This is a genomic window from Streptococcus infantis (assembly GCF_047464215.1).
GTDB classification, from domain to species: Bacteria; Bacillota; Bacilli; order Lactobacillales; family Streptococcaceae; genus Streptococcus; species Streptococcus infantis_P.
In genome coordinates, this window is sequence record NZ_JASHCG010000028.1 from 1 (window position 1) to 5214 (window position 5214).

At 49.3% G+C, this 5214-nt stretch carries 2 tRNA genes and 3 rRNA genes; all 5 read right to left on the bottom strand.

The features are described from left to right. A 5S ribosomal RNA gene (gene rrf, locus QM469_RS10410) occupies positions 1-86 on the bottom strand; the annotation flags it as partial. 77 nt (positions 87-163) lie between these two features. Continuing rightward, a 23S ribosomal RNA gene (locus QM469_RS10415) occupies positions 164-3066 on the bottom strand. Between the two features lie 125 nt (positions 3067-3191). Then, positions 3192-3264 (bottom strand) — tRNA-Ala (locus QM469_RS10420). A 50-nt stretch (positions 3265-3314) separates the two neighbouring features. After that, positions 3315-4861, bottom strand: a 16S ribosomal RNA gene (locus QM469_RS10425). Positions 4862-5102: 241 nt separating this feature from the next. Continuing rightward, positions 5103-5174 (bottom strand) — tRNA-Glu (locus QM469_RS10430). Positions 5175-5214 lie beyond the last annotated feature (40 nt).

A 5214-nucleotide genomic window follows, 5' to 3' on the forward strand; every position in this document is an offset into this window, starting at 1 on the left:
AACCCCCAACTACTTCCGGCGTTCTAGGGCTTAACTTCTGTGTTCGGCATGGGTACAGGTGTATCTCCTAGGCTATCGTCACTTAACTTTGAGTAATACCTACTCAAAATTGAATATCTATCAAATTCCAAGAAAACCTTCACACTTCGTATTCTCAGTTACTTTGGATAAGTCCTCGAGCTATTAGTATTAGTCCGCTACATGTGTCGCCACACTTCCACTTCTAACCTATCTACCTGATCATCTCTCAGGGCTCTTACTGATATAAAATCATGGGAAATCTCATCTTGAGGTGGGTTTCACACTTAGATGCTTTCAGCGTTTATCCCTTCCCTACATAGCTACCCAGCGATGCCTTTGGCAAGACAACTGGTACACCAGCGGTAAGTCCACTCTGGTCCTCTCGTACTAGGAGCAGATCCTCTCAAATTTCCTACGCCCGCGACGGATAGGGACCGAACTGTCTCACGACGTTCTGAACCCAGCTCGCGTGCCGCTTTAATGGGCGAACAGCCCAACCCTTGGGACCGACTACAGCCCCAGGATGCGACGAGCCGACATCGAGGTGCCAAACCTCCCCGTCGATGTGAACTCTTGGGGGAGATAAGCCTGTTATCCCCAGGGTAGCTTTTATCCGTTGAGCGATGGCCCTTCCATACGGAACCACCGGATCACTAAGCCCGACTTTCGTCCCTGCTCGAGTTGTAGCTCTCGCAGTCAAGCTCCCTTATACCTTTACACTCTGCGAATGATTTCCAACCATTCTGAGGGAACCTTTGGGCGCCTCCGTTACCTTTTAGGAGGCGACCGCCCCAGTCAAACTGCCCGTCAGACACTGTCTCCGATAGGGATCACCTATCTGGGTTAGAGTGGCCATAACACAAGGGTAGTATCCCAACAGCGTCTCCTTCGAAACTGGCGTCCCGATCTCTTAGACTCCTACCTATCCTGTACATGTGGTACAGACACTCAATATCAAACTGCAGTAAAGCTCCATGGGGTCTTTCCGTCCTGTCGCGGGTAACCTGCATCTTCACAGGTACTAAAATTTCACCGAGTCTCTCGTTGAGACAGTGCCCAAATCATTACGCCTTTCGTGCGGGTCGGAACTTACCCGACAAGGAATTTCGCTACCTTAGGACCGTTATAGTTACGGCCGCCGTTTACTGGGGCTTCAATTCATACCTTCGCTTACGCTAAGCACTCCTCTTAACCTTCCAGCACCGGGCAGGCGTCACCCCCTATACATCATCTTACGATTTAGCAGAGAGCTGTGTTTTTGATAAACAGTTGCTTGGGCCTATTCACTGCGGCTGACTTAAAGTCAGCACCCCTTCTCCCGAAGTTACGGGGTCATTTTGCCGAGTTCCTTAACGAGAGTTCTCTCGCTCACCTGAGGCTACTCGCCTCGACTACCTGTGTCGGTTTGCGGTACGGGTAGAGTATGTTTAAACGCTAGAAGCTTTTCTTGGCAGTGTGACGTCACTAACTTCGCTACTAAACTTCGCTCCCCATCACAGCTCAATGTTATAGAACTAAGCATTTAACTCAATTCACACCTCACTGCTTAGACAGACACTTCCAATCGTCTGCTTTAGTTAGCCTACTGCGTCCCTCCATCACTACATACTCTAGTACAGGAATATCAACCTGTTGTCCATCGGATACACCTTTCGGTCTCTCCTTAGGTCCCGACTAACCCAGGGCGGACGAGCCTTCCCCTGGAAACCTTAGTCTTACGGTGGACAGGATTCTCACCTGTCTTTCGCTACTCATACCGGCATTCTCACTTCTATGCGTTCCAGCACTCCTCACGGTACACCTTCTTCACACATAGAACGCTCTCCTACCATACCTATAAAAGGTATCCACAGCTTCGGTAAATTGTTTTAGCCCCGGTACATTTTCGGCGCAGGGTCACTCGACTAGTGAGCTATTACGCACTCTTTGAATGAATAGCTGCTTCTAAGCTAACATCCTAGTTGTCTGTGCAACCCCACATCCTTTTCCACTTAACAATTATTTTGGGACCTTAGCTGGTGGTCTGGGCTGTTTCCCTTTCGACTACGGATCTTAGCACTCGCAGTCTGACTGCCGACCATAATTCATTGGCATTCGGAGTTTATCTGAGATTGGTAATCCGGGATGGACCCCTCACCCAAACAGTGCTCTACCTCCAAGAATCTCTAATGTCGACGCTAGCCCTAAAGCTATTTCGGAGAGAACCAGCTATCTCCAAGTTCGTTTGGAATTTCTCCGCTACCCACAAGTCATCCAAGCACTTTTCAACGTGCCCTGGTTCGGTCCTCCAGTGCGTCTTACCGCACCTTCAACCTGCTCATGGGTAGGTCACATGGTTTCGGGTCTACGACATGATACTAATGCGCCCTATTCAGACTCGGTTTCCCTACGGCTCCGTCTCTTCAACTTAACCTCGCATCATATCGTAACTCGCCGGTTCATTCTACAAAAGGCACGCTCTCACCCATTAACGGGCTCGAACTTGTTGTAGGCACACGGTTTCAGGTTCTATTTCACTCCCCTCCCGGGGTGCTTTTCACCTTTCCCTCACGGTACTGGTTCACTATCGGTCACTAGGGAGTATTTAGGGTTGGGAGATGGTCCTCCCAGATTCCGACGGGATTTCACGTGTCCCGCCGTACTCAGGATACTGCTAGGTACAAAGACTATTTTGAATACGAGGCTATCACTCTCTTTGGCTGATTTTCCCAAACCATTCTTCTATAATCTTTGAGTCCACATTGCAGTCCTACAACCCCGAAGAGTAAACTCTTCGGTTTGCCCTTCTGCCGTTTCGCTCGCCGCTACTAAGGCAATCGCTTTTGCTTTCTCTTCCTGCAGCTACTTAGATGTTTCAGTTCACTGCGTCTTCCTCCTCATATCCTTAACAGATATGGGTAACAGGTAGTACCTGTTGGGTTCCCCCATTCGGAAATCCCTGGATCATCGCTTACTTACAGCTACCCAAGGCATATCGTCGTTTGTCACGTCCTTCTTCGGCTCCTAGTGCCAAGGCATCCACCGTGCGCCCTTATTAACTTAACCTTATTTTTCTGACCTTTCAGTCATAAACTCTTATTAATACTACAGCGTTTTCGGTTTATTTTCTTGTTACTATTTGATATAGATATTCAATTTTCAATGTGCATTACTTGGTGATCTCTCACCAATGGAGCCTAGCGGGATCGAACCGCTGACCTCCTGCGTGCAAAGCAGGCGCTCTCCCAGCTGAGCTAAGGCCCCACAAGACCTCTCAAGACTAAACAAGACCAATGTGCATTCCTTATCCTTAGAAAGGAGGTGATCCAGCCGCACCTTCCGATACGGCTACCTTGTTACGACTTCACCCCAATCATCTATCCCACCTTAGGCGGCTGGCTCCTAAAAGGTTACCTCACCGACTTCGGGTGTTACAAACTCTCGTGGTGTGACGGGCGGTGTGTACAAGGCCCGGGAACGTATTCACCGCGGCGTGCTGATCCGCGATTACTAGCGATTCCGACTTCATGTAGGCGAGTTGCAGCCTACAATCCGAACTGAGACTGGCTTTAAGAGATTAGCTTGCCGTCACCGACTTGCGACTCGTTGTACCAGCCATTGTAGCACGTGTGTAGCCCAGGTCATAAGGGGCATGATGATTTGACGTCATCCCCACCTTCCTCCGGTTTATTACCGGCAGTCTCGCTAGAGTGCCCAACTGAATGATGGCAACTAACAATAGGGGTTGCGCTCGTTGCGGGACTTAACCCAACATCTCACGACACGAGCTGACGACAACCATGCACCACCTGTCACCTCTGTCCCGAAGGAAAGCTCTATCTCTAGAGCGGTCAGAGGGATGTCAAGACCTGGTAAGGTTCTTCGCGTTGCTTCGAATTAAACCACATGCTCCACCGCTTGTGCGGGCCCCCGTCAATTCCTTTGAGTTTCAACCTTGCGGTCGTACTCCCCAGGCGGAGTGCTTAATGCGTTAGCTGCGGCACTAAACCCCGGAAAGGGTCTAACACCTAGCACTCATCGTTTACGGCGTGGACTACCAGGGTATCTAATCCTGTTTGCTCCCCACGCTTTCGAGCCTCAGCGTCAGTTACAAGCCAGAGAGCCGCTTTCGCCACCGGTGTTCCTCCATATATCTACGCATTTCACCGCTACACATGGAATTCCACTCTCCCCTCTTGCACTCAAGTTAAACAGTTTCCAAAGCGTACTATGGTTAAGCCACAGCCTTTAACTTCAGACTTATCTAACCGCCTGCGCTCGCTTTACGCCCAATAAATCCGGACAACGCTCGGGACCTACGTATTACCGCGGCTGCTGGCACGTAGTTAGCCGTCCCTTTCTGGTAAGATACCGTCACAGTGTGAACTTTCCACTCTCACACTCGTTCTTCTCTTACAACAGAGCTTTACGATCCGAAAACCTTCTTCACTCACGCGGCGTTGCTCGGTCAGACTTCCGTCCATTGCCGAAGATTCCCTACTGCTGCCTCCCGTAGGAGTCTGGGCCGTGTCTCAGTCCCAGTGTGGCCGATCACCCTCTCAGGTCGGCTATGTATCGTCGCCTTGGTGAGCCGTTACCCCACCAACTAGCTAATACAACGCAGGTCCATCTGGTAGTGATGCAATTGCACCTTTCAAGCAGATATCATGCAATATCTACTGTTATGCGGTATTAGCTATCGTTTCCAATAGTTATCCCCCGCTACCAGGCAGGTTACCTACGCGTTACTCACCCGTTCGCAACTCATCCAGAAGAGCAAGCTCCTCCTTCAGCGTTCTACTTGCATGTATTAGGCACGCCGCCAGCGTTCGTCCTGAGCCAGGATCAAACTCTCATTAAAAGTTTGAGTTCTCACTCATTTCTGTCACTGACAGATTTATTGTTTTTTCATTGTTCAGTACTACAACCTTAGTTGTAGTGCCCTGCACATTGGTTCGTCTTGTTCAGTTTTCAAAGGTCTTTGTCACTCGTTTCTCTCAAGTGACAACTATATTAGTATATCACAGCCGCTTTCGCTTGTCAACACTTTTTTGAAACTTTTTTTAACTTTTTTCATCTAGTGTTTCATCTGTAACATACTATAGTCCGTACGGGATTCGAACCCGTGTTACCGCCGTGAAAAGGCGGTGTCTTAACCCCTTGACCAACGGACCGGAGTTGTTATTTTCAACTCTTACTATTATACCGACTTTT